21 protein-coding genes are annotated in these 21,866 nt (G+C 66.1%); 9 read left to right on the top strand and 12 right to left on the bottom strand.

All coding sequences use genetic code 11. The features are described 5' to 3' along the window. The first annotated feature begins 719 nt into the window (after positions 1 to 719). Positions 720 to 1,691, top strand: a complete 972-nt coding sequence (epmA, locus tag KU884_RS04865) for an EF-P lysine aminoacylase EpmA (protein ID WP_371807948.1) — start codon at positions 720 to 722, stop codon at positions 1,689 to 1,691. Between the two features lie 221 nt (positions 1,692 to 1,912). Here the strand turns inward: epmA and KU884_RS04870 are convergent, their stop codons facing one another. Genes KU884_RS04870 through KU884_RS04880 form a run of 3 tightly spaced genes read right to left on the bottom strand, consistent with a single transcriptional unit; the run spans position 1,913 to position 6,551 of the window. Next, positions 1,913 to 3,331 carry a SpoVR family protein gene (locus tag KU884_RS04870; protein ID WP_254432174.1) on the bottom strand — a complete coding sequence of 473 codons (1,419 nt, stop codon included), beginning with the start codon at positions 3,329 to 3,331 and terminating at the stop codon, positions 1,913 to 1,915. Between the two features lie 39 nt (positions 3,332 to 3,370). After that, on the bottom strand, positions 3,371 to 4,549 hold the full coding sequence (locus KU884_RS04875) for a DUF444 family protein (protein ID WP_254432175.1): 1,179 nt from the start codon (positions 4,547 to 4,549) through the stop codon (positions 3,371 to 3,373). Positions 4,550 to 4,595: 46 nt separating this feature from the next. Then, complete coding sequence (locus tag KU884_RS04880) at positions 4,596 to 6,551, bottom strand: PrkA family serine protein kinase (protein ID WP_167781562.1); 1,956 nt, start codon at positions 6,549 to 6,551, stop codon at positions 4,596 to 4,598. 535 nt (positions 6,552 to 7,086) lie between these two features. Here KU884_RS04880 and ligA point away from each other — a divergent pair. Further along, entirely contained in the window at positions 7,087 to 9,405 is a 2,319-nt protein-coding gene (gene ligA, locus KU884_RS04885; RefSeq protein WP_167781563.1) for an NAD-dependent DNA ligase LigA, read from the top strand. A gap of 28 nt (positions 9,406 to 9,433) precedes the next feature. Here ligA and KU884_RS04890 read toward each other — a convergent pair whose 3' ends face one another. The 3 genes from KU884_RS04890 to KU884_RS04900 are packed head-to-tail and all read right to left on the bottom strand — an operon-like array spanning position 9,434 to position 10,868. Continuing rightward, on the bottom strand, positions 9,434 to 10,285 hold the full coding sequence (locus KU884_RS04890) for a peptidylprolyl isomerase (protein WP_167781564.1): 852 nt from the start codon (positions 10,283 to 10,285) through the stop codon (positions 9,434 to 9,436). Then, the gene (locus tag KU884_RS04895; RefSeq protein ID WP_167781565.1) at positions 10,282 to 10,572 is read right to left on the bottom strand and encodes a BolA family transcriptional regulator; all 291 of its coding nucleotides are present in this window, start codon (positions 10,570 to 10,572) and stop codon (positions 10,282 to 10,284) included. The genes KU884_RS04890 and KU884_RS04895 overlap by 4 nt, the downstream gene beginning before the upstream one ends. Then, positions 10,569 to 10,868 (bottom strand): YciI family protein, encoded by a 300-nt coding sequence (locus KU884_RS04900; RefSeq protein ID WP_167781566.1) that lies wholly within the window; start codon positions 10,866 to 10,868, stop codon positions 10,569 to 10,571. The genes KU884_RS04895 and KU884_RS04900 overlap by 4 nt, the downstream gene beginning before the upstream one ends. A gap of 154 nt (positions 10,869 to 11,022) precedes the next feature. On the opposite strand from KU884_RS04900, the gene KU884_RS04905 reads away from it, so the two are divergent. The 7 genes from KU884_RS04905 (at position 11,023) to KU884_RS04935 (ending at position 16,736) form a co-directional block, all read left to right on the top strand. Next, a complete protein-coding gene (locus KU884_RS04905) occupies positions 11,023 to 11,649 on the top strand; it encodes an L-threonylcarbamoyladenylate synthase (protein WP_167781567.1) in 627 nt (208 codons plus the stop codon). A 418-nt stretch (positions 11,650 to 12,067) separates the two neighbouring features. Further along, a complete protein-coding gene (locus KU884_RS04910; protein WP_371807955.1) occupies positions 12,068 to 13,243 on the top strand; it encodes a tryptophan--tRNA ligase in 1,176 nt (391 codons plus the stop codon). A gap of 22 nt (positions 13,244 to 13,265) precedes the next feature. Next, positions 13,266 to 14,084 carry a ScpA family protein gene (locus KU884_RS04915; protein ID WP_167781569.1) on the top strand — a complete coding sequence of 273 codons (819 nt, stop codon included), beginning with the start codon at positions 13,266 to 13,268 and terminating at the stop codon, positions 14,082 to 14,084. A 5-nt stretch (positions 14,085 to 14,089) separates the two neighbouring features. Further along, a complete protein-coding gene (gene scpB / locus KU884_RS04920; protein ID WP_167781570.1) occupies positions 14,090 to 14,704 on the top strand; it encodes an SMC-Scp complex subunit ScpB in 615 nt (204 codons plus the stop codon). Next, on the top strand, positions 14,697 to 15,533 hold the full coding sequence (gene rluB / locus KU884_RS04925) for a 23S rRNA pseudouridine(2605) synthase RluB (RefSeq protein WP_167781571.1): 837 nt from the start codon (positions 14,697 to 14,699) through the stop codon (positions 15,531 to 15,533). The genes scpB and rluB overlap by 8 nt, the downstream gene beginning before the upstream one ends. A gap of 8 nt (positions 15,534 to 15,541) precedes the next feature. After that, positions 15,542 to 16,207 carry an endonuclease III domain-containing protein gene (locus KU884_RS04930; RefSeq protein ID WP_167781572.1) on the top strand — a complete coding sequence of 222 codons (666 nt, stop codon included), beginning with the start codon at positions 15,542 to 15,544 and terminating at the stop codon, positions 16,205 to 16,207. 85 nt (positions 16,208 to 16,292) lie between these two features. After that, positions 16,293 to 16,736, top strand: a complete 444-nt coding sequence (locus tag KU884_RS04935; protein ID WP_167781573.1) for a hypothetical protein — start codon at positions 16,293 to 16,295, stop codon at positions 16,734 to 16,736. Positions 16,737 to 16,750: 14 nt separating this feature from the next. Here KU884_RS04935 and KU884_RS04940 read toward each other — a convergent pair whose 3' ends face one another. The 6 genes from KU884_RS04940 to KU884_RS04965 form a co-directional block, all read right to left on the bottom strand. Beyond that, a complete protein-coding gene (locus KU884_RS04940) occupies positions 16,751 to 16,975 on the bottom strand; it encodes a hypothetical protein (RefSeq protein ID WP_167781574.1) in 225 nt (74 codons plus the stop codon). Then, the gene (locus tag KU884_RS04945) at positions 16,972 to 17,778 is read right to left on the bottom strand and encodes an SDR family NAD(P)-dependent oxidoreductase (RefSeq protein ID WP_167781575.1); all 807 of its coding nucleotides are present in this window, start codon (positions 17,776 to 17,778) and stop codon (positions 16,972 to 16,974) included. Before KU884_RS04945 ends, KU884_RS04940 begins: the two co-directional genes overlap by 4 nt. Beyond that, positions 17,775 to 18,635, bottom strand: coding sequence for a squalene/phytoene synthase family protein (locus KU884_RS04950; protein ID WP_167781576.1), 861 nt, complete (start codon positions 18,633 to 18,635; stop codon positions 17,775 to 17,777). Before KU884_RS04950 ends, KU884_RS04945 begins: the two co-directional genes overlap by 4 nt. A 125-nt stretch (positions 18,636 to 18,760) precedes the next feature. Further along, the gene (gph, locus tag KU884_RS04955) at positions 18,761 to 19,531 is read right to left on the bottom strand and encodes a phosphoglycolate phosphatase (RefSeq protein WP_254432177.1); all 771 of its coding nucleotides are present in this window, start codon (positions 19,529 to 19,531) and stop codon (positions 18,761 to 18,763) included. Beyond that, positions 19,531 to 20,250, bottom strand: a complete 720-nt coding sequence (ubiG, locus tag KU884_RS04960; protein ID WP_217351418.1) for a bifunctional 2-polyprenyl-6-hydroxyphenol methylase/3-demethylubiquinol 3-O-methyltransferase UbiG — start codon at positions 20,248 to 20,250, stop codon at positions 19,531 to 19,533. The genes gph and ubiG overlap by 1 nt, the downstream gene beginning before the upstream one ends. Before the next feature lie 62 nt (positions 20,251 to 20,312). Then, entirely contained in the window at positions 20,313 to 21,632 is a 1,320-nt protein-coding gene (locus KU884_RS04965) for a TRZ/ATZ family hydrolase (protein WP_167781578.1), read from the bottom strand. Positions 21,633 to 21,866: the final 234 nt, after the last annotated feature.

Genomic DNA, 21,866 nt, shown 5'->3' on the forward strand with positions numbered 1-21,866 from the left:
TTCCGGGGGCGCCGATCGGGTACTCCGGTCCCGGACACGCTGTGAATACATCCCTGTACGCTCGGCGCTGGCCCTCCATGGCCAGCGACGGTCCGTGACCGGAGCACCCGATCAGCGCCTGCGGCGCGTGGCACGGTGCGGTGGAGTAACCCTCAGATCCGGATGCTCCGGGAGGTGGTGTCGCTGGGCACCTCTGCCGTCAGCCGCAAGCCGCATGCCTTGAACATGCCTCGGTGTGTCGGGTGGCCGGGACCCGGTGAAAGCGACTCGCGGAGCTCCGACCCGGAGGCCGTCCGGCCCCGAAGGGGTGGCCGCAGGGATGCGGCCACCGGCGCCCAGCGCAGGGATGCGCTGTAAGCCGGCCAGGCCATAGGGGCGGAAACTTTCCTTCGCCAGAAGGGAAGTTAGGCGAAGCGCCGGAGCGCTCACCGGGTCCCGGCCACCCGACACGCCCCGACCGTAAGGCAACGGCCCCGACCCCCGGTTGCGCCCTATTCACAGCGTGTCCGTGACCGGAGTACCCGATCGGCGCCCCCGGATCGAAGGCACACCAATCCCGGCGATTGCCGCGTTTACCCGCGGTTGCCCTGAAAGCGGGTCCCTGTAAGGTGCATCAAGATGCGCCTGCGCGCGCCTACAGAACGCCATGTGCACCGGTGGCGACCGTTGCTGCAGGTACCCGGCGGGGCAGCGTTGCGCACCGGAGCTGATGGAGATCCATGGCAATGAAACCTGACTGGCAGCCCTCCGCCTCCCTGGAGACGCTCCGGGCCCGTGCCCGGCTGACTGCAGCCGTGCGGGACTTCTTCGACCAGCGCGGCGTGCTGGAAGTGGAGACCCCGCTGCTGTCCGCTGCAGCGGGCACCGACCCCAACCTGGAGCCTCTGGTAACGGGGTACGACGGGCCGGGCGCCCCCGAGAGCGGAGCGCTGTACCTCCACACCTCGCCGGAATTCCCCATGAAACGGCTGCTGGCCGCCGGATCGGGGCCGATCTGGCAGATCAGTCGCGTGTTCCGCGGCGGCGAGCGGGGACGGCGCCACAACCCCGAATTCACCATGCTGGAGTGGTACCGTCCCGGCTGGGACCACCACGCACTCATGGACGAAGTGGCGGCCCTGGTGGCACACGTGCTCGGGGATGCGCGGCCCGTGCGGGTGTGGACCTACGCCGAGGCGTGTGCGCCGCTGGGCATCGACCCCCACAGTGACGGTGATGCCGAACTGCTGGAACGGGCGCGGGACCTGGGGATTGCGCCGGCCAGTGCCATGGACCGGGGCGGGTTGTTGGATCTGCTGCTGTCCCACCAGGTGGTTCCTGGTCTGGGCCGCGGGTGTATCGACTTCATTTGCGATTTCCCGGTGGAGCAGGCGGCCCTGGCGCGGATTCGCAGGGATGAACCCCCGGTGGCAGAGCGCTTCGAGTGCTACCTGGAAGGCATGGAAATCGCCAACGGCTTCCATGAACTGGGTGATGCCGGGGAACAGCGTCGCCGGTTTCAGGCGGACCAGGAAACGCGGCGCCGGAGGGGGCAGGCCGTCCTGCCCATGGACAACAACCTGCTGGCGGGGCTGGCCGCGGGCCTGCCTGATTGCGCCGGCGTCGCGCTGGGGCTGGATCGGCTGTTCATGGTCGCCCTGGGGGCGACCACCATCGACGAGGTGCTTGCCTTCCCGCTGGAGCGTGCATGAAGGCCTGCCTGAGGCGGTGCCCGCGATGTTCTGTCATCGCCCACGATTCCCGGGCTCCGGCGCCAGGGCAGACCGGCAGCCCGAGCTGTCGGGCGGACCCGTAGGGCGGGCGTTTACGTCCGCCGCCAAAGGCATGCCAGCAAAGGCGGCTCATCGAAGCCTGATCGGCGGACCTGAAGGTCCGCCCTACGCGATCGCCGACCGGGGCAACCCGGCATCGCCTATCCGTCCTCCCCCTCGGCCTCCGGCTCCAGCACCTTCGGGTCGCCGGCGTGGTCAACGGTTTCCAGCCGCACCGGGCGGCGCCACACGCGCTGGATGTAGTTGAGCACCTTGCGGGAACGGTTGATGTCCAGGCCACGGCCGTCGGACTCCACATCATGCCCCAGTTCCAGGCTGCCGTCGTAGCCGAGCTTGCGGACGTAGATGCGCGGACCGCCGTAGTTGAACTTGGGTGCCACGATGTTCTCCCGCAACATGTCGATTTCCCGGTCGCGGACAATGTACCGTTCTTCGCCTCCGGCGCCGGGGCGGCGGGTGAAGTTGAACAGCTGCAGCTCCCGGGCCAGGTCCTCGTCCAGGTAGTTACGGATAAAGCTGAAGTCGTCCTCGTCACGGCGGATCGCCAGGGCCTCGTCCAGGCTGCAGTCCTTGAGAATCCGCTCCCACATGGCAAAGCCCAGGTGGTACGGGTTGACCCGCAACGACACCTGATCGTCGCCGGCATAGGGGCGGACCACGTCCGAGTGTGTCTTGATGGCGTCCAGATAGACCTGTTGCGGCAGGAAATCCGCCTCCCGCAGCAGCCGCGCGTGCCAGTAGCTGGCCCAGCCCTCGTTCATGATCTGGCAGGCGAACACCGGGTAGAAGTAGAACGACTCCTCGCGCACGGCAAGGAAAATGTCGCGCTCCCAGTCCTCCATCTCCGGGGCGTAGCGCGCCATGAACCACAGCAGATCGTACTCCGGTGCCGGGGGTATGGGGGCGGTTTGATGCCGCGGTGGCGGTTCCGGCGCTTCTTCTCCCGGCAGCTGGCTGTAGTGGCGCTGAAAGCCCTCCAGCGGCCCACGCTCCTGGCGTTCCGTGGTTTCCGGGTAGTCGGGGCGGTTCAGGGGCTGGTTCACATCGATGTTGGATTCCAGGGCCAGGGCTGCATCCAGCACTGTTTCCACGCGTTTTTCGCCGTGGGTCTCGATGGCCGCCTGGATGCGGTTGGCCCGTTCCGCCGCCTGCTCGACGATGTGGTAGCCCACCTGGTGCTGCATGCGCTCGAACAGCTGGTTGTTACGGGAGAAGTCCGCATGCCCCAACACATGGGCGGTGACCAGGGTGTTCTCCGGCAGGGCGTTGTCGTCCACCAGGTAGGCGCGGTTGGGATTGCCGGGGAACACCACCTCGAAGATTTTGGAGTGGCCCATTCGGTGCTGCACGTACTGGTAGATGTAGCGCACGCCGAAGGACCAGTGGGGCATGCGCACCGGCAGCCCGTAGACGGCGACCTCCATCATGAACTGGCTGGGCACCAGCTCGAAGTCCACTGGGTAGAAGCTCAAGCCATGATCTCGCGCCAGCCCTTCGATACGCGGGGCATAGTCGGCCAGCTGTTCGTTGCTCATCTCCGGTCCGTGCACGTGTTCCACGGTCACCTCCAGCGTTAGTCGGCAAGGCGGCCCGGCCCGTCAGTCTGATTCCACGGTGGCCTGGCGGCGGAAGAAGGCGCGAATGGCCTCCCAGATATCCTCGTTGCCATGCACCGTGTAGCTGCTCACGGGGAAGTTGCGTGCCTCCAGGGACTTGAACAGCCGCCCGGTCTCGGAACGGGAGGCCTCGAAGCGGTTCTGCGGTGTCTCCACGAAGCCCATGAAGTTCACCTGGTTGCCCAGCTCCACGGCCAGGGCCTCGGCGGCGTCACGGTCGTCGGCGAAGTTGTCGCCGTCGGAGGCGTAGAAGACGTACTGGTTGTAGTGACTGGGCTCATAACGCTCGGTGAAGATCTCCTGCACCTTGCGGAAGCCACTGGAGGCCACGGTGCCGCCGGTGGCGCTGATCTGGAAGAATTCCTCCTCGGTGAACTCCCAGGCCTCATTGGTGTGGGCCACGAACACCGTCTCGATGTTGCCGTACTGGCGCCGCAGGCCCTGGCTGGCCCAGAAGAAGAAGGCCTTGGCCAGCTTGCGCCGGTTGGCGTCCATGCTGGCGGAGACGTCCAGAACGAAGGCCACGACGGCATTCATGGCCGGCCGTCGGCGCCTGGAGAGCTGCCGGTAGCGCAGATCGTCGTCGGTGAACGGCACCGGGTCCTTCTGCACCGCCCGCCGTTTCACCGCCTCCTTGACCGTGCGACGGCGGTCCAGCCGTGCCCGGGGGCCACGCCGGTCCCAGCCCTCCGGGGTAAGTTCGTCATCCTGCAGGGCGTCAGCGGTCTTGGGTTTCAGGTCGGGCAATTCCAGTTCCTGCCAGATCCAGTCCACGATGTCGTCCACCTGGAACTCCAGCACGAACTGCATTTCGCCTTCGCCGCTACCGCCCTCACCACTGCCCTTGCCGCGCTTGGGCTGACCCCCGGTGCGGTAGACATCACCGGGCTCGCCACTGCCCTGGCCGACACCGTCGTCCTCGTGGGGGTCGCGCAGGCGGAAGCGGTAGTGCTCCATGAACCGTACCGGGACCTGCACGGTGCGGTCGCCGGGCCGGCTGAGGATGTCGGAACCGGTGGCCATGTCGGGCAGGTGCTCGCGGACCGCGTCGCGGACCTTCTGGTTGTGGCGTAGCCAGTCGCGGGCGCCGCGGGAGAACAGGTCGTACCAGCGGTGCTGCACCGCCATGCGGGAGATGGGCTGTCTGTCGTCGTCGCGCATGCTGCCTCCGTTAACCGGCCCCCGGGCGCGCCCGGGGGCGGGCCGGTCATTCCTGGGAGAGCAGGGTCGTGACGTAGTTCAGAGCCTCGCGGGCGCTGTGTGCGTCATACCCGTAGTCGCTGACCAGACGGTCTTCGACGGCGGAGACCTTCTTCTGCGTCTCGTCGTCGGGCCGGGCACTGGAGGTCACCAGGCGCAGCACGTCGCGCCGCTCCTGGAACAGGTACTGCTCCACGGCATCGCGCAGCCGGGCGTGACTGCCCAGCGTGAACTTCTCGCCGCGCTTGTAGGAGCCCATGGCCTTGCGGACCACCTCCTGCCGGAAGGAGTGTTTGCCTGCGTCCGAGATGCTGATCTTCTCTTCCACGCCGCGCAGAAAGCGCTCATCGGCCTCGCGCTCCTCGCCGGTGATGGGGTCCTGGACCTTGCGGCTGTCCAGCACCGCTTCCACCTCGTCCAGGTACTTCTCCAGCAGGTCCTGCGCCTCCTGCTCGAAGGAGACGAACAGCGCCTTGTGCACGTCCTCCTTGACCCAGCGGTTGTAGAAGTCCTTGCGTGTGGTCACCAGCAGATCGATCCAGGTCTTCTTCTCCTTGGCGTCCATGCGGGCATCCGACTCGATGGCGTCCTTCAGCGAGATGAGCACGTCCAGGGTGGTCAGGCTCTTGTTCTCGCTGCGGCTGATGGCGCCCGCCAAAGTGTTGACGATGAAGCGCGGGCTAACACCGTCCATGCCCTCGTCCGGATTCTCGTTGCGGATTTTCTCGATCTCCGAATGGGAGACCCCTTCCACGTCCTCCCCGGCGTGGAGCCGGAGCTTCTTGGTAAGGTCCAGGTCCGCACGCTCCGAGGGCTTGAGCCGGGTCAGCACGGCGAACACCGCCGCTGCCTTCAGGGCATGGGGATCCAGGTGGACTTCCTTGAACGTGGGGGTCGACGAGGTGAGCTTCTCGTAGATCCGTGCCTCATCCTGGTAGCGCAGGGTGTAGGGCACCTGGATGATGACCATGCGGTCCAGCAGTGCCTCGTTTTCCTTTTCCTGGAGGAACTTGCGGAACTCTGCCAGGTTGGTGTGGGCGACAATGGTCTGGTCCATGTGAATCAGCGGGAACCGCGAGACCTTGATGTTCTTTTCCTGGGTCAGCGTCAGCAGCAGATAGAGGAACTCCCGCTTGACCTTGAGGATCTCGATCATCTCCAGCATGCCGCGGTTGGCGGCATACACGGCGCCGGACCAGGACCAGGCACGTGGGTTTCCCTCGTCGCCGTATTCGGCCACCTTGGAAAGATCCACCGAGCCCACCAGGTCGGCGATGTCGGCGGTGGTGGGGTCGTGGGGTGCGTAGGTGCCCACGCCCACCCGGCCGGCCTCGTTGATGAACACGCGCTCCACTGGCACCTTGGTGAAGTCCCCCTCGTACTCTTCGTCGAGCATGGCCCGCGTGTAGGGGGAGAGTTCGCCCTCGATGTTCACGCCGTAGGTGTCGCGGAACTCGGCCCGCTTGCTGTGGGGGATCAGAAGCAGCGGGTTTTCGTGGATCGGGGAGCCCTTGATGGCATACATGGCGCCATCGTCGGTGAGGCTGTACTCCTCCAGCCCACGCTTGAGCAGCGTGACCAGGCTGGATTTGCCGCCGGAGGGCGGGCCCAGCAGCAGAAGCAGACGCCGGCCCACCTCGGAGCCTTCGCTGGCGGCCTTGAAGTAGTTGGCGACCCGCTCCAAGGATTCGTCCATGCCGAACAGGTCGTTGGCGAAGAGATCATAGCGGGTGATGTGCTCACCCTCGTCCGACCGTTCGCTGCCATGCCACCGGATCATGTCCCAGAGGTACTGGTGACTGGTCCGGGCCAGCGCCTCCGGCGCCGTGGGAAGCACTTCCCGGAGGAACTCACCGAAGGTTCCTTCCCAGTGCTTCGCCTTGTGTTCTTTGGTGTAGTCAACCAGGGAGTCGACGAAACGGTTCTGTCCCTGTGCGTCGTGATGCTGGTCTTTTTTCACCATAACCGGCCCTCTGCGGAATGCTGACAACGCAAGACACCCTGATGGCCGGCTACTGACCCTGATTGTCCGTGCCCGGTGGCCGGCCACCACGGCCCACGCTCATAGGATTGGATAGGACAAGGTGCCCGTTAGTTCCGGATGGCGTGATGCCTCACCCTGAGTATGGCCCTGTAGACGGCGCTTTGCTGCCTGTTTTTCGTGTACTGGTTTGCAGATTTTTCATGACGTGCACGGCGTGGCGCCGGATAGGTACACTACCCTCACTTTCTGAAGTCGGTGGTCGGTTTGGTGGTGCAGCAGGCCGGGCTTGAATGGGCTCCGGCGTTCCGCCCAACTTTCCTTCTCGCGAAGGAAAGTTTCCTTTCCTCCGGCCTGGCCGGCTTACAGCACATCCCTGTGCTGGGCGCCGGTGGCCGCGTCCCTGCGGCCACCCCTTCGGGGCCGGACGGCCTGCGGACCGGAGCTACACGAGTCGCCCATTCAAGCTCGGCCTGCTACACCACCAAACCGACCGACGTGTCATACTGGAGCCACCATGACCACATCGCCGTCGGCGGAGGACGCGGCGGGCCGCATCGCGCGGCTCCGCGAAGAGATCGAGGAGCACAACCACCGCTACTACGTGCTGGACGAGCCCGTGCTCTCGGACGCCGAGTACGACGCCATGCTGCGGGAGTTGCAGGGCCTGGAGCGGGAGCACCCCGAGCTGGTGAGGCCGGATTCGCCCACCCAGCGGGTGGGGGCGGCACCGGCTGACGGGTTCGGCGAAGTGACCCACGGTCAGCCCATGCTGTCCCTGGACAACGCTTTCGACGCCGACGAGCTGCGGGAGTTCGATCGGCGAGTGCGTGAGCGCCTGGGGGTTGCCTCCGTCGCCTATGTGGGGGAACCGAAGCTGGACGGGCTGTCCCTGAGTCTGCGCTACGAAGACGGCCTGCTGGTGCAGGCCGGTACCCGTGGTGACGGTCGCGTGGGCGAGGACATCACCGGCAATGTCCGCACCGTGCGCAGCGTACCGTTGCGCCTGCGCGGTGAGCGTATTCCGGCGCGGCTGGAAGTGCGTGGTGAAGTGGTCATCCGGCGGCAGGACTTCGAGCAGCTCAACGCCGGTCGCCTGGAGCAGGGCGAACGCCCCTTCGCCAATCCCCGTAATGCCGCCGCCGGCAGCCTGCGCCAGCTGGACCCGCAGATCGCCGCCCGGCGTCCGCTGACGCTGTTCGCCTTCGGCGTTGGCGAGTGCAGTGAGCCCCTGGGGGAAATGCACTGGCAGGTGCTGGAACAACTGGGCGCCTGGGGGTTTCGGGTGAACCGGGAAATCCGCCGCCTGGATGGCCTGGATGCCTGTCTGGCGTACTACAACGACCTGCTGGGGCGGCGGGACTCGCTGGATTACGAGATCGACGGCGTGGTCTTCAAGGTGGACGATCTCGCCCAGCGGCAGACCCTGGGCTTCACCGCCCGGGCCCCGCGGTGGGCGATTGCCTCCAAGCTGCCCGCCCGCGAGGCGACCACCCGCGTGCGCCGGATTCTACCCTCGGTGGGCCGCACCGGTGCCATAACGCCGGTGGCGGAGCTGGAGCCCGTGGAGGTCGGCGGTGTCACCGTCTCCCGGGCAACGCTGCACAACCTGGACGAGCTGCGCCGCAAGGACGTCCGCGAGGGTGACACCGTCATGGTGCGCCGGGCGGGCGACGTCATTCCCGAGATTGTCAGCGTCAACACGGAGTTCCGACCTGTTGGTGTCGAATCCTGGCAGATGCCCGAACGCTGCCCGGTGTGCGACTCCGAGGTGATCCGCCCCGAGGGCGAGGTGGACTACCGCTGCATCGGCAGCCTGCAGTGCCCGGCACAGCTCAAGGAGTCCATCCGCCATTTCGCTTCCCGTCGCGCCCTGGACATCGAAGGGCTGGGCGACAAGGTGGCGGAGCAGCTGGTGGACACGGGGCTGGTGCAGGAGCTGGCTGACGTGTTCCGGCTGGACAGGCAGCGGTTGCTCGGTCTGGAGGGATTCGCCGAGGTCTCCGCCGGCAATCTGGTGGCCGCCATTGAGGCGCGTCGGCAGGTGCCGCTGGAGCGGTTGCTCTACGGTATCGGCATCCCTGGTGTCGGGGCGGATACAGCGCGCCTTCTCGCGGATCAGGTCGGGGATATGGATTATATCCGCAGGGCGCCCGCCGTTCTTTTCTCACTGATTCCCGGTGTTGGTAGATCGATGGGTGAGGAGATCCATACCTTCTTCACCGACGAGGCAAATGCCCGGGGCGTGGATCGTTTGCTCAGAGAAATCGAACTGGTCAGCGAGAACGGGTTTTCGCCTGATTATGTGGCCAGTCTGACAGCTGGAGAGATTGTTGCGGCGCTCGGCATAAGTGGCGTCGGCCTTGGTCCCAAGCGTGCTCGAGAGTTGGGCAGCAAGGTCACTTATCTGACAGACCTGATGGGTCTGGCGAGTCAGCGGCTTCAGGCGGGCGGCGTGGACGTGCAGGGGTTGCGTCAGCAACTTGAGGAACGTGCGCCGTTGTTCGAGGAAGTGGATGCGCTGTTGATCGAAAAGTGCCTGCACTGGGCGACTGACCGAGGCGGGGCGCAGATTCGCGGCGGTGGCGGTAGCTCCAGTACGCTCGCTGGCAGGAGCTTCGTTCTTACCGGCACCCTTGAAAGCATGACCCGGGACGAGGCCAAGGCGCGCATCGAAGCGGCAGGGGGGAAAGTCACGGGCAGCGTGTCCGGCAAGACGGACTACGTGGTCGCCGGCGAGGCGGCGGGTTCCAAACGGCGTCGGGCCGAGGAACTGGGGGTGGCCATTCTGGACGAGGCGGCCCTGCTGGACCTGCTGCGTGAGGCCGCCGGGTAATGGTCCCGGTGGCTGTGGTCAGGGATGGTCAGTCGTCGCTGTCGGGGCGATAGAGTTCCACGTCTCCCTCCCGGCGCAGGTCCTTGACGTAACCCTCGATACGCTCCTGGGTCAGTTTGCGCTCCAGGTGGCCGGCAACGTCCTCGAACCGCGGGGGTTCCCGGTCGCGCCGCTCTTCCAGACGGATCACATGGTAGCCATAGCGGGTGCGTACCGGCTCACGGGTGTGTTCGCCGATGTCCAGCTCCATGGTGGCACGGCCGAAGGGCTCCACCATCTCCCCCGGGACAAACCAGCCCAGGTCGCCGCCCAGCGAGGCGGTCGGGCCGCGTGAATACTCTTGTGCAAGTTCGGCAAAGTCGGCGCCTTCCTCCAGGTGCCGGATCACTTCTTCGGCATCATCCGCGCTTTCCAGCAGGATGTGCCGGGCATGATACTCCCGGGTGTGTTCCTCGCTGTGCATCACGTCGTCAAAGCGCGCCAGCATCTCGTCCTCGGGGATGGGCTCGCTCTTGAGGTTCTCCAGCATGGCCTGGGCAAGCACCGCATGATGCATGTTCCGCATCCGGGCGTTGACCATGGGATCATTGTGCAGGCCGTGGTCGCGTGCATCCTGGGCGATCAACGCCATTTCCACGAGTTCCAGCAGCAAAGTTTCCCGCTCGTCAGGGTCGATGCTGCCGGGGTTCTGGCCCGTGCGACGCATCACGTGCAGGTCCAGCATGGTCTCGCTAATGGGCTCGCCATTGACCTTGGCGACGATGCGGATATCCCCGTCATTCTCTTCCGTGGTGACGTCGTCGCTGCCGCAGGCGGTCAGCAGCAGGAGTGCGGGGGCAAGCAGCAATGCGCCAAGAGTGATTCGCGCCGGCGCCCTCATGCGGTCTCTCTCTCGTACTCTGCGGGCGTCAGTGCGCGGATACTCAACGCGTGAATGGTGTCCCGGCGCATGGCGTCGCCCATGGCGTCGTAGACCAGGCGATGGCGTTTCAGGGGCGCCAGCCCGTCGAACGCGTCGCTGACCACCAGTACCCGGAAATGGCCGCCACCGTCTTTTGCGCCGGCGTGACCGACATGCAGATGGCTTTCATCCTCGACGTCCAGATGCTGAACCGGGAGCGCCTGCTGCAGTCGTTCCCGGATCATGGCGACACGTTCCTGCGTCATGGCAGTACCTTCTTGAACGGCTTGACGGTCACGGAGCGATAAACGCCCGCGGTTACGTAGGGATCCGCCTCGGCCCAGGCACGGGCATCTTCCAGGCTCGGAAATTCGGCAATGATAAGGCTGCCGGTGAAACCGGCGGGGCCCGGGTCGTCGCTGTCGATGGCCGGATGGGGTCCGGCCACCAGGACACGGCCTTCGGCCTTGAGAGTCTCCAGTCGCTCAAGGTGGGCCGCACGGGCGCCCTTGCGCAACTCCAGGCTCTCTTCCACGTCTTCGCTGATGATCGCGTAATACATTCTTTTCTCTCCGCCTGTGTCGGTAACCGGCAACAAGGCGCGAGGTTAGCATAGCCTTCCGGCGGCTTGGCACTCGGTGGCGCAGCTTGCCTGTCCCGTTACAATTGACACTGCCGCGCGCCATCCGTTCGACACAACCATAAGCGATCGCCCCATGAGCCAGTATTTCGAAGTTCACCCGCAGACGCCGCAGCCCCGCCTGATGAAACAGGCGGCGGAGATCATCCGCAAGGGCGGCGTGGTGGTCTATCCCACGGACTCCACCTATGCGCTGGGATGCGCCATGGGGGAAAAGGCGGCCATCGACCGTATCCGTCAGATTCGCCAGCTTGCCGATGATCACAATTTCACGCTGATGTGCAGGGATCTGTCGGACATCGGCACCTATGCAAAGGTCGAGAACAGCGCCTACCGGCTGCTCAAGGCGTTCACGCCGGGCCCGTATACCTTCGTGCTCCGGGCAACCAGTGAGGTTCCCCGGCGTCTGCAGCACCCCAGGCGCAAGACCATCGGCATCCGCGTGCCGGACCACGCCATTGCCAGGGCGTTGGCGGAGCACGTGGGCGAGCCCATCATGACCACCAGCCTGCTGCTGCCCGGCCAGAGCGATCCGTTCCCCGAAGCCCCGGAAATCGCCGATGCCATCGGCAAGCAGGTGGATCTGATCATCGACGGCGGGCCCTGCGAGCTGGAGCCCTCCACGGTGGTGGACCTCTACGACGGCGTACCGAAGGTCCTGCGGCGCGGTGTCGGTGATGCCAGCGTTTTCGAGGAGGGGTAGTTCTGGTCGATTCGGTCGGAGACTCGTGCGGATGGTCGAGGGTTTCTCTCGCTGGGATGATGGCACGCTGGCGGGAGCGGGGCTGGCCGAGGGATTCCCGGGACGACTAGCGAAGCCCCGGAGTGGAGGCCGTCCGGCCCCGAAGGGGTGGCCGCAGGATGCGGCCACCGGCGCCCAGCGCAGGGATGCGCTGTAAGCCGGCCAGGCCGGAATGGAGGGAACTTTTCTTCGCCAGAAGAAAAGTTAGGCGGAGCTCCGGAGTCCCGGGAATCCCTCGGCCAGCCCCGCTCCCGCCAGCCCCGAAAGTGTACCCTGTGCCCCCGCCAGCCGACCGGGTATCATGGCCGGCCATTGTGGCGTAGGAAAGGAGTCAGCGTTGAGTTCGCTTCCCACACGGCAGAGTCGCGTCCTCTCCGGCATGCGGCCCACCGGCCGTCTGCACCTCGGGCACTACCACGGCGTACTGAAGAACTGGCTGCAACTGCAGCAGGAGCACGAGTGCTTCTTCTTCGTCGCCGACTGGCACGCCCTGACCACCCATTACGAAGAGCGCGAAATCCTCTCCGACAACGTCTGGGAGATGCTCATCGACTGGCTTGCCTGCGGCGTCAACCCGAGCCTGGCGCGGATATTCATCCAGTCCCGGGTGCCGGAGCACGCTGAGTTGCATCTGTTGCTGTCCATGATTACGCCCCTGGGTTGGCTGGAACGCGTGCCCACGTACAAGGACCAGCAGGAACAACTCCGCGACCGCGATCTGGCCACCTACGGCTTCCTCGGTTACCCGCTGCTGCAGTCCGCCGACATCCTCATCTACCGGGCGACCGGCGTGCCCGTGGGTGAAGACCAGGTGGCGCATGTGGAGCTGACCCGCGAGATCGCCCGCCGCTTCAACCACCAGTTCGGTCGCGAACCCGGGTTCGAGGACAAGGCGCTGGCGGCGGCCAGGAAAATGGGCAAGAAGAACAACAAGCTCTACCTGGACCTGCGGCGCAAGTATCAGGAAGGCGGCGACACGGAATCCCTGGAGGTGGCCCGGGCGCTGCTGGACAACCAGCAGAACATCACCCTGGCCGACCGTGAGCGCCTCTACGGCTACCTGGATGGCAGCGGCGTGGTCATCCTGCCGGAGCCCCGGGCCATGCTCACACCGTCGCCGCGCATGCCGGGGCTGGACGGGCGCAAGATGTCCAAGTCCTACCACAACACCATCTCCCTGCGCGACGAGCCCGGGGAAGTGGAGCAGAAGATTCGCACCATGCCCACGGATCCCGCCCGGGTGCGCCGCTCCGATCCCGGCGAGCCGGAGAAATGCCCGGTGTGGGACTTCCACAAGATCTACTCCGACGACGACACCAGGGAATGGGTGCAGACCGGTTGTCGCAGTGCGGGCATCGGCTGCCTGGACTGCAAGAAGCCGGTGATCGAGGCGGTGCAGGCGGAATTGCGGCCCATCCGCGAGCGCGGCAGGGAATACGAAGAGGACCCGGACACGGTGCGCAGCATCATCGCCTCCGGTGTCGAAGAGGCGCGGGACTCGGCCCGGGATACCCTGGATGACGTGCGCCGGTTCATGGGCCTGCGGTACTGGTAGAGCCTAAAGGAGCGAGGCGACGTTGACGGATACGGCGGACAGTGACGGGTTGCTGGAGGAACAGCCGGGTGCGGTGCCCAGTGCCCGGGTGCGCGGCGAACCCGTGCAGGAGCTGCCGCGGGATCTCTACATCCCGCCGGACGCCCTGGAAGTCTTCCTGGAAGCCTTCGAGGGCCCCCTGGACCTCCTGCTCTACCTGATCCGCAAGCAGAATCTGAATATCCTCGATGTTCCCATTGCCGCCATCACCCGGCAATACATGGAGTACGTCGACCTGATGAAGGAACTGCGCCTGGAACTGGCCGCCGAGTATCTGGTCATGGCCGCCGTGCTGGCGGAGATCAAGTCGCGCACGCTGCTGCCCCGCCCGCCGGCGCAGGACGACGAGGACGAGGATCCGCGGGCCGAGCTGGTGCGTCGGCTGCAGGAATACGAGCGTTACAAGGTCGCCGGCGAGGAGCTGGACGCCCTGCCGCGCCAGGGGCGGGATTTTTTCCCCGCCGCCGCCGAAGCACCGGGCGCCGAGCCGCAGCGGCGTGAGCCGGAAGTGGACATGCGCGAGCTTCTGGCGGCGCTGGCGGATGTCATGACCAGGGCCGAGATGTTCACTCACCACCACGTGCAGAAAGAGGCATTGTCGGTGCGCGAGCGCATGACCGAGACACTGGCGCGGCTGGATGGCGAACATTTCACTGGTTTCGCCGATCTGCTCAATCCCGAGGAGGGGCGAGCCGGCGTCGTGGTGAGTTTCCTGGCGCTGCTGGAGCTGATCAAGGCGGCCATGGTGGAAGTCGTGCAGTCCGAGCCACTGGCGCCGATTTATGTGCGTGTCCGGGGGTGATGGGGATGGCAACGCCACCTCTTAAACACATTATCGAAGCGGCGCTGCTCGCCGCGGGCGGACCGCTGTCGCTGGATCATCTGCAGACCCTGTTCGATCAGCACGATGTGCCGGACAAGACCAGTCTGCGGGCGGCGCTGGCCGAACTGGGGCAGGAGTACGAAGGCCGCGGCATCGAACTCAGGGCCCTGGCCAGCGGCTACCAGATCCAGGTGTGCGCCGAGCTTGCCCCCTGGGTGTCGCGGCTGTGGGAGGAAAAGCCCCAGCGCTATTCCCGCGCCCTGCTGGAGACCCTGGCCATCATTGCCTACCGCCAGCCCGTGACCCGGGGCGAGATCGAGGAAATCCGCGGTGTCTCGGTGAACACCAACATCATGCGCACCCTGCAGGAGCGTGGCTGGGTGCGCAGCGTGGGGCAGCGGGACGTGCCCGGGCGGCCGGCCATGTACGGCACCACCCGACAGTTTCTGGACTACTTCAACCTGGCCAGCCTGGACGAACTGCCGTCGTTGCTGGAGCTGCGCGACCTGGACGACATCCACCCGGAACTGGATCTCAAGTTCCCGGAAGAGGCGGACGCGTCCGCCGCAACACCGGACGCGGAGCGACGCGATGAATGACGACACGCAGGACGAGAAATTGCAGAAAGTGCTCGCGCGGGCGGGCCTGGGGTCGCGGCGGGAGATCGAGGGCTGGATCGGCGACGGTCGTGTCCGTGTGGATGGCAATGTTGCCGGCCTCGGCGATCGTGTCACCGGCGCGGAGCATATCGCCGTCGACGGGCAGCGCGTCCCCCGCGAGCGCCTCACGGGGCTGCGGCGGAAGGTGATCATGTACCACAAGCCCGTGGGCGAGGTGACCAGCCGCAATGATCCCGAAGGCCGGCCCACGGTGTTCGGGAATCTGCCGCGGCTGGGCCAGGGGCGCTGGATCAACATCGGCCGGCTGGATCTCAACACCCTGGGGCTGCTGCTGTTCACCAATGACGGTGAACTGGCCAACCGGCTCATGCACCCGAAATGGGAGCTGGAGCGGGAATACGCCTGCCGGCTTTACGGTGCCGTGGACCAGGCGGTGATCGACCGGCTCCTGGCCGGCGTGACCCTGGAGGACGGCGACGCCCGATTCGACTCCGTCGAGGCGGTGGGCGGTGGCGGCGAGAACGTCTGGTACCACGTCGTGGTCCGCGAGGGACGGCAACGGGAGGTGCGGCGGCTGTGGGAGTCCCAGGGCGTCACGGTGAGCCGGCTGATCCGCGTGCGTTACGGGCCGGTACGGCTGCCGCAGGACCTGCCCCGGGGCAAGGTCCGTTTCCTGGAGGGGGAGATGCTGACGCGTCTGTGCAAGGCGGTGGATCTGGACCCGGATGCGCTCATCAGCCCCGCCGGTGAACCCGGCCGCCGCAAGGCACCGCAGCGATCGCGCAAGAAGCAGACGCGACGGCGGTAAGCGGGGCAATGCTTCGGCGGATCTTCGATACCTTGCACGCCGCGTTCGGCGATCAGCACTGGTGGCCGGCCGACTCCGACTATGAGGTGATGGTCGGCGCCGTACTCACCCAGAACACGGCCTGGCGCAACGTGGAGAGAGCCATCGCCAATCTGCGCCGCGAGGATCTGCTGGAGCCCGCAGCGGTCATGGCGCTGCCCGAGGAGCAACTGGCCGAGCAGATCCGTCCGGCCGGTTACTTCAACATCAAGGCCCGGCGTCTGCGGAATCTCACGGCGGTGCTTCTGGACGATGGCGGCGTGGACGCCTGGTGGCACTGGGAAACCGACGCCCTGCGGCGTCGGCTGCTGCAGGTCAATGGCGTGGGCGAGGAGACGGCGGACAGTATCCTGTTGTATGTTTTCCGGCGTCCGGTGTTCGTGGTGGACGCCTATACCCGGCGTATATTCACCCGGCTGGATTTGCTGGTCGGTGACGAGGCCTATGGCACGATTGCCGAGCGTTTCCACGCCGGTCTGCCCGGGGACAGTGGCCTGTTCAACGAGTACCATGCTCTGATCGTCCGGTTGGGCAACCGGATCTGCCGGCCTCGTCCGCGGTGCGGGGAGTGCCCGTTGCGTAATGATTGCCCTGTGGGCCGCGCGTCCGCCGCGGGTGACCTTGCGAAACAGTGACGCCCGTCACGGATAGTTTCGTTTTCAGTCTCCATGCTACGCTATGCCGGCGCACGGAACGCCGTGAAGAACCAAGGGATTCCCCATGATCGAGAGTCTGCACAAAGTCGTTGATTCGGAGTTTCGCCTGGCGGTGCTCGAGACCACCGAGCCGGATCGCGTGGTCGAGGCCTTCAAGCGTCTGACCCTCACCACCGGACGTGCCGTCTATGGCTGGTCCCCCAACGACGGGCTGTACCGCCTGGGCACAGAGCGGATTTTCATTCCCCACACCCGCAGTCTTACCGATGCGTTAGGCTATGTGGCCGCCAGCCGCCACTACGGCATCTACCTGGTTCGGGACTTCCACAATGCCCTGGAGAAGCCCAGCGTCCAGCGGGCCTTCCAGCGGATTCTCGCCAAGGATGACGATGTCCGGCGCCTGGTGCTGATGCTGGGGTCCGACGTCGCCATTCCCGAGGCGCTGCGCGGGCAGCTGGCACGTATTCGCCACAACACCGCGCGCCAGGGCACCACGGGCAGCAGCTGAAAATGCGGCGTTTCTCAGCGATCCACGGCCTCGCAACGCACCGAGGGGCGTTCGCCCCGCTGGTAGTAAGGATGCTGGCGCTTCATGTCCGTGAGCCGTCGATCGCGCTCCTCCTCGGTGGCGAACCAGCGATAGGCCTCCCAGTCGGGCCCCAGCAGGTGCTCGCCGCGCCGCGGATCCCCTTCCGGTAGCGTCATGCGGATGCCGAAGCGCTTTTCGGTGCTCTCGTTGCTGCTCATGATGTCGTCCCGTCCATTCCGTCGTTCTCTGACACTGTCAACCGAGCGCCTTGCAGCCCGTCCCCCTCGGGGCCAAGCGGGTAGAGCAGTAGAGGCGCCACTCGTTCCGGTTGCGGCAGCGCCGCGGCGTCTTCACCCGGGTAGCACTGTCGCCGCAGGGCCGTGTTGACCACGCCGGGATCCACGCTCATGACCCGCACCGGGCTGCGCTTGCCCAGCTCGTCGGCCAGCGTTTCCATGATGCCTTCCTGGCCGAACTTGGACACCCCGTAGGCGCCCCAGAAGGCCCGGCCCCGCCGGCCGGCGCGGTCGCTGACGAACAGGATTCGCCCCTGTTGCGAGCGCTGAAGCAGGCCGAGCAGCGCATGGTTGAGCAGGAACGGCGCGTTGATATTGACGTGCAGCGTGCGCGCCCAGAGCTCCGGGTCATACTGGTACATGGGCGAGAGCTCGCCCAGCATGGCCGCGTTGTGGATCAGGACGTCCAGGCGACCGAACTCCCGGTCCAGGCTCGAGGCAAGCTCCAGGTATTCGGCCGGACCCACGCCTTCCAGATTCAGCGGGTACAGGGCAGCCTGGGGATAGCCTGCCTGTTCGATTTCGTCGTAGACCGCTTCCAGTTTCTTCAGGTCCTTGTCCAGCAGGACCACGGTGGCCCCCCGGGCGGCGCAGGCGAGCGCCAGGCCGCGCCCGAGGCCAGCGGCGGCGCCGGTGATCAGCACCACCCGGTGGGCCAGGAGGTCGTCGGCGGGCTTGTAGTCCCGCGGGATGGCGACTTCGCGCCGTGTCTGTTCCTGAGTCATGCTCCTGCCTTTCTGCTGAGCCGTTGCTGGCGACGTGCCGTGCGCCAGGCGATCCACAGTCGCCGCAGGGGCGTGAGTTCGAACCCCCGTTCCAGCAGCGGGAAATTGTCCTGCGCCATCTCCCGGAGCAGCGCCCGGTCCAGCGCGGCGAGGATGATACCACTGCGGAGTCGTTCCCGCTCGACGTCGGCCAGGTGGCCGTCGGCCTGGTCCAGAAAGGTCAGGATGCGGTCCGCCTGTTCCCGGAACACGGTCCGCAGCGCCGGAGAGGTCTGCTGCTGGAGCAGGGCTTCGCGCTGAAGCCCGGCGCTCTCGAGTTCGTCCTCGGGGATGTAGACTCGGCCGGCGCGGGCATCCCGGCGCACGCTGAGCAGTCGCCGGCGCAGGGTCAGGGCCATGCCCAGGTCGTGGGCGAAACGCGCGCTCTGCGCACTATCAGTGCCGGCAACACCGGTGAGCAGTGACGCCAGGCCGCCGCCGGTACGGTGGCAGTAGACCGCCAGTTCCCGGAAGCTCGGATAGACGTTGTAGCTCAGATCCATGGCGGCGCCCTGGATGATTTCCCGGAACGTCTCCGCGGGCAGGGCATGGGTGTCGATGGCCGGCGTCAGGGCCTGGCTGACCGGGTGGCGGGGCTGGCCGTCGAACAGGCGTTGCAGTTCCTCGCGCCACCAGTTCAGCTTGACCTCGCCCACCGCCGCATCGGAGACCTCGTCGGGAATCTCCGTAATCTCGGCGTGAAAGGCGTGCACGGCGAGCAGGGCGTGATGCTGTGTCTCGGGGGCGAAGCGCAGGGCGTAATAGACCGCCGAGCCGGGGCTGGCCACTTTCTGGCGGCAGTATTCCAGTGGGTCCATGATGCGTCTCCGACGACGGTGAATGCGCTGCACTCAAAATGGCGCCGATTGTAACGTCTCGACGCAGCCTTTGCGGGGGTGGACTTCAGGAAAAAGCGGAGCCGTTGCCCGAGGGCAGGGCGCACTCAGCGGGGGGAGGGAAGGGTCAGCCAGCGAGTCAGCTCGCCCGGGTGGCCGATGAGGCCATCGGCGCCCCAGTAGGTCGGCCTGTCCTCGCCGGTAATGTATCCGAACAGGGCGACCACCGTCGCCGTGCCGGCAAGCCGACCGGCGCTGACGTCCCGCCGGGCATCGCCCACCACCACTGCCTGTTCGGGAGCGATATCCAGGAGTTCGCAGGCGTGGGTGACGGGCCGTGGGTCGGGCTTGCGGTGCTGGACCGAATCGCCACTGACGATACAGGCTGCCCGCCGCGCCAGATCCAGGTCCCGCAGCAGCGGTTCCGTGAGCCAGCCGGGCTTGTTGGTGACCACTCCCCAGCGCAGGCCGGCGGCGTCGAGGCTGTCCAGCAGCGCCGGGATGCCGTCGAAGGGGCGGGTCAGCTCGCTGACGCGGTCGCGGTAGAGTGCCAGGAAGCGCTGACGCAGCGGCTCCATGCGCGGGTCATTCGGGGCAAGGTCGAAACTGCGGGCGATCATGGCCGCACTGCCGTGGGACACCACCGAGGCGTAATAGCCGGGGGGCAATTGCGGGCGCGCGTGTTCGCTCAGCAGCGCGTTGGCCGCACCGATGAGGTCCGGGGCGGTGTCCAGCAGAGTGCCATCCAGGTCGAACAGCACGGTGTCCATGGCCGGGGGCTGCAAATGCCGGCTGCCCGGCGTGCTGACCGGGTCGTCAGCGGTGGGGGCAGAGCCGCTGGCCATTGTCTGTGTCGGACAGGGGGGCGTGTAGAGCATCACGACTGTCCTCCGTCGGTCCGTGTGCAGTGGGTCATGTAGTTGACGTCGGTGTTGTCGGTGAGCCGGTATTCGCGGGTCGCGGGGTTGTAAGTGAGGCCGATGAGGTCATCCAGGCATGCACCGCTCCGTCGACACCAGGCTGCCAGTTCCGATGGCCGGATGAAGGCGCCATGGTCGTGGGTTCCCCGCGGCAGTAGGCCGAGCACGTACTCGGCACCGACAATGGCGTACAACCACGACTTCGCGTTGCGATTCAGGGTGGAGAAGAACAGGTGGCCACCGGGGCGGGTCAGGCGGATACAGGCATCCACCACCGAGGCCGGGTCGGGGACGTGTTCCAGCATTTCCATGCAGGTGACCACGTCGAAAGCGCCCGGCATCTCGTCGGCCAGCGCCTCCACCGTGATTTCCCGGTAGCTGACGTCCGCTTCGGTTTCCAGTGCATGCAGGGAGGCGACGTCCAGGGATTCCCGTCCCAGATCGATGCCGGTGACCCGGGCACCCTGGTGTGCCATGGCCTCGCTGAGAATGCCGCCGCCGCAGCCCACGTCCAGAACCGCCTGGCCGGCGAGCGCTGTATGGCGCTGGATGTAGTCCAGGCGTAGCGGATTGATGGCATGCAGGGGCTGGAATTCGCTTTCGGGATCCCACCAACGACTTGCCGCCTCCGAGAACTTGCGGATTTCCTCTGCGTTGGCGTTGGTGCGATATTCCATGCTGCCCTTATGACTGATGCCGGGAGAGGCGAAGCGGACCCGACAGACTGTCGATGATTCTATCATGCGTTGGCCCTGAGTTTATCCTGCCAGGCGTGCAGCCGAGTGAGAATGCGGTCACGATCCAGCGTCAGGAGTTCACGATGGTGGACCACCTGGCGGCCTGCCACCCAGACGTTGGTGACCTGGTGGCGGCCGGTGCTGTAGATCAGCTGTGACAGTGGGTGGTAGACGGGTTGTGACTCCAGTACCCCCAGGTCGACGGCGGTGATGTCCGCCGCCTTGCCCGGCTCCAGCGAGCCGATTTCACTGTCGCGCCCCAGTGCTCGGGCCGCGTTGATGGTGGCCATGGCAAGGACGTCCTCGGCGCGCAGGGCGGCGGCGTCGCCGGCGACGACCTTGCCCAGCAGGGCAGCGGAGCGCATCTCGCCGAACATGTCCAGGTCGTTGTTGCTGGCCACGCCGTCGGTGCCCAGGGCGACGTTGACACCGGCATCCACGAGTTTCTGCACGGGGCAGCAGCCGCTGGCCAGCTTGAGGTTGGCCTCGGGGCAGTGGAGGACGTGGGAGCCCGTCTCTGCCAGGCGACGGATTTCATCATCGGTGAGCTGGGTCATGTGCACGGCGAGGAAGCCGGGGTTGAGCATGTCGTTGGCGTCCAGCCGGGCCAGAGGGCGCTCGCCGGTGCTGTCGACGCTCATCTGGACTTCGTCGGCGGTCTCGTGGACGTGGATGTGTACGGGCACTTCCAGCTCATTGGCCAGGGTGTTCACACGCCCGAGATTCTCTTCGCTGACCGTATAGGGGGCGTGGGGCGTGAACGCCGTGCTCACCAGCGGATCGTTGCGCCAGGCGTCGTGCAGGGCCAGGCCCTTGTTGATGTAGTCGTCGGGGCCGTCGGCGTACTGGGTGGGGAAGTCGAACAGGATCATCCCCGCCGTGACCCGCATCCCGGCGCGGCTGCAGACGCGGGCGGTGACTTCAGGGTAGAAGTACATGTCGTTGAAGCAGGTCACGCCGCCGGCCATCATTTCGGCGACCGCGGCCTCGACGCCGTCCTGGCAGAACTCGGGGCTGACGTGGGCGGCCTCGGCGGGGAAGATGTGCTCCTTGAGCCAGGTCATCAGCGGCAGGTCGTCGGCAATACCGCGCAGGAGGTTCATGGCGGCATGGGTGTGGGCGTTGATCAGCCCGGGGATGACGGCGTGGTCCGGGAGGTCGTGGACATGCTCCGCCTGGTAGCGCGTCGTGGCGTCCGCGGTGGGCAAAATGTCCAGGATTCGCCCGTCGCGCACCGCCACGCTGTGATGGTCGAGCACGGTATTCGCGGGTTGCACGGGGATGACCCAGCGCGCATTGATGAGGGTGTCGATGTGTTCCATTGCGTGTTCCCCTGCCATGACTGTGCTGTGCTTCAAGGCCATGCATCATCACCCGAAGGGGCGTGTGCGACAATGGGGCGGACTGATTAAAGGCAGGGGCTTCTTCCGGGGCCCGGGCAGGGGGGCAGTGATCCCGGACACGCTGTGAATACATCCCTGTACGCTCGGCTCCAGCCATCCATGGCTGGAGACGGTCCGGGATCACTGTCCCCCTGCCCGGGCGTGCCAGCACCC

This window comes from Aquisalimonas sp. 2447, from assembly GCF_012044895.1.
Taxonomy (GTDB): Bacteria; Pseudomonadota; Gammaproteobacteria; order Nitrococcales; family Aquisalimonadaceae; genus Aquisalimonas.

Bases quoted from the DNA above. Each gene is read 5' to 3' on its own strand.
- KU884_RS04950 (WP_167781576.1), bottom strand. From the start codon at position 18,635: ATGGACCCACTGGAATACTGCCGCCAGAAAGTGGCCAGCCCCGGCTCG.
- gph (WP_254432177.1), bottom strand. From the start codon at position 19,531: ATGCTCTACACGCCCCCCTGTCCGACACAGACAATGGCCAGCGGCTCT.
- scpB (WP_167781570.1), top strand. From the start codon at position 14,090: ATGGCAACGCCACCTCTTAAACACATTATCGAAGCGGCGCTGCTCGCC.
- ligA (WP_167781563.1), top strand. From the start codon at position 7,087: ATGACCACATCGCCGTCGGCGGAGGACGCGGCGGGCCGCATCGCGCGG.
- ubiG (WP_217351418.1), bottom strand. From the start codon at position 20,250: ATGGAATATCGCACCAACGCCAACGCAGAGGAAATCCGCAAGTTCTCG.
- KU884_RS04965 (WP_167781578.1), bottom strand. From the start codon at position 21,632: ATGGAACACATCGACACCCTCATCAATGCGCGCTGGGTCATCCCCGTG.
- KU884_RS04905 (WP_167781567.1), top strand. From the start codon at position 11,023: ATGAGCCAGTATTTCGAAGTTCACCCGCAGACGCCGCAGCCCCGCCTG.
- KU884_RS04875 (WP_254432175.1), bottom strand. From the start codon at position 4,549: ATGCGCGACGACGACAGACAGCCCATCTCCCGCATGGCGGTGCAGCAC.
- KU884_RS04940 (WP_167781574.1), bottom strand. From the start codon at position 16,975: ATGAGCAGCAACGAGAGCACCGAAAAGCGCTTCGGCATCCGCATGACG.
- KU884_RS04935 (WP_167781573.1), top strand. From the start codon at position 16,293: ATGATCGAGAGTCTGCACAAAGTCGTTGATTCGGAGTTTCGCCTGGCG.
- KU884_RS04880 (WP_167781562.1), bottom strand. From the start codon at position 6,551: ATGGTGAAAAAAGACCAGCATCACGACGCACAGGGACAGAACCGTTTC.
- epmA (WP_371807948.1), top strand. From the start codon at position 720: ATGGCAATGAAACCTGACTGGCAGCCCTCCGCCTCCCTGGAGACGCTC.
- KU884_RS04890 (WP_167781564.1), bottom strand. From the start codon at position 10,285: ATGAGGGCGCCGGCGCGAATCACTCTTGGCGCATTGCTGCTTGCCCCC.
- KU884_RS04930 (WP_167781572.1), top strand. From the start codon at position 15,542: ATGCTTCGGCGGATCTTCGATACCTTGCACGCCGCGTTCGGCGATCAG.
- KU884_RS04945 (WP_167781575.1), bottom strand. From the start codon at position 17,778: ATGACTCAGGAACAGACACGGCGCGAAGTCGCCATCCCGCGGGACTAC.
- KU884_RS04895 (WP_167781565.1), bottom strand. From the start codon at position 10,572: ATGACGCAGGAACGTGTCGCCATGATCCGGGAACGACTGCAGCAGGCG.
- rluB (WP_167781571.1), top strand. From the start codon at position 14,697: ATGAATGACGACACGCAGGACGAGAAATTGCAGAAAGTGCTCGCGCGG.
- KU884_RS04900 (WP_167781566.1), bottom strand. From the start codon at position 10,868: ATGTATTACGCGATCATCAGCGAAGACGTGGAAGAGAGCCTGGAGTTG.
- KU884_RS04910 (WP_371807955.1), top strand. From the start codon at position 12,068: ATGCGGCCCACCGGCCGTCTGCACCTCGGGCACTACCACGGCGTACTG.